The 1268-nt window shown below is 76.4% G+C and carries 1 protein-coding gene; it reads left to right on the top strand.

Annotated elements, in window-relative coordinates; genetic code table 11:
• Positions 1 to 1268, top strand: a 1268-nt coding sequence (locus ABID77_RS22585) for a diguanylate cyclase (RefSeq protein WP_429600733.1), incomplete at both ends; no start/stop codon positions are given.

Here is a 1268-nt window from a genome sequence, read left to right as displayed (position 1 = left end):
TACGAGGCGCTGCTGCAGTTCCTCTACATCGCGCCGATCGGTCTGGCGCAGCTGCGCGCCGACGGCGAGATCGTGATGGTCAACCCGCTGTGCGCGCAGCTGCTCATGCCGCTGTCGCGCGACGGCGACCTGGCCAACCTGTTCGTCGCGCTGGCCGACGTGGCGCCCGACCTGCGCCTGCGCGCCGAGGCCTTCGCCGCGGCCAGCGGCATGGTGTGCGACGCCATGCACCTGCACGTGGACCCCGCGCGCAGCGGCCGGCGCGACGCCCAGGTGCTCTCCCTGAGCCTGCTCAAGCTCGACGCCGAGCGCTTCATGGCCGTGCTGGGCGACGCCACCCAGGCGGTGCGCCGCGAGCGCGAGCTGCGCCAGAGCCAGGCCTGGATCCACACCATCGTCACCGGCCTGACCGACTACGCGCTCGTCGCGCTCGACGCGCACGGGCGCTGCTGCGACTGGAACCCCGGCGTCGAGCGCGTGACCGGTTTCACCCAGGCCGACGTGCTCGGGGCGCACTACGCGCTGTTCTACCCGGGAGAGGCGATGGACCCCGCGCGCGCGGCCGACCGCCTGCGCGAGGCCGAGCACAGCGGCTGGAGCCTGGACGAGGGCTGGCGCCGGCGCGCCGACGGCACGCGCTTCTGGGGCAGCTGCCTGATCGCGCCCGTCAGCGAGCCGGGCGCGGCGGGCGAGCCCGCCGGGGAGGACGCCCCGGACGCCGCGCGCGGCGCGGGCTACAGCCTGATCCTGCGCGACGTCTCCGAGCGGCGCGAGGCGACCGACGCGATGCGCCGCTCGCTGTGGGCCGACCACCTCACGGGGCTGGCCAACCGGCGCGTGCTGTTCGAGGCGGCCGAGCTGGAGATCGAGCGCTGGCGGCGCGCGCCGCGCGCGCTGTCGGTGGTGATGATCGACGCGGACCACTTCAAGGCCGTCAACGACCGCTTCGGCCACGCCGCGGGCGACGCGGTGCTGCGCCACCTGGCCGCCGCGCTGGGGGCGACCTTCGGGGCGCACGACACGGTCGCGCGCCTGGGCGGGGAGGAGTTCGTGGCGCTGCTGCCGGGGGCGGACACGCAGGCGGCCGCGGCGCTGGCCGAGCGGCTGTGCCGCGCGGTGGCGGCCCAGCCGGTGCGCGTGGGCGAGCACACGATCGCCTACACGGTCAGCGCGGGCGTGGCGACGATGGCCCCGGGGGTGGCGGGGGTGGACGCGCTGCTCCAGCGCGCCGACGCGGCCATGTACGCGGCCAAGGCCGCCGGGCGCGA

Source organism: Variovorax sp. PvP013 (genome assembly GCF_050435945.1).
Classification (GTDB): domain Bacteria; phylum Pseudomonadota; class Gammaproteobacteria; order Burkholderiales; family Burkholderiaceae_C; genus Variovorax.
The sequence above is the reverse complement of the archived record's forward strand: the minus strand, read 5'-3'. Positions and strand labels throughout refer to the sequence as shown.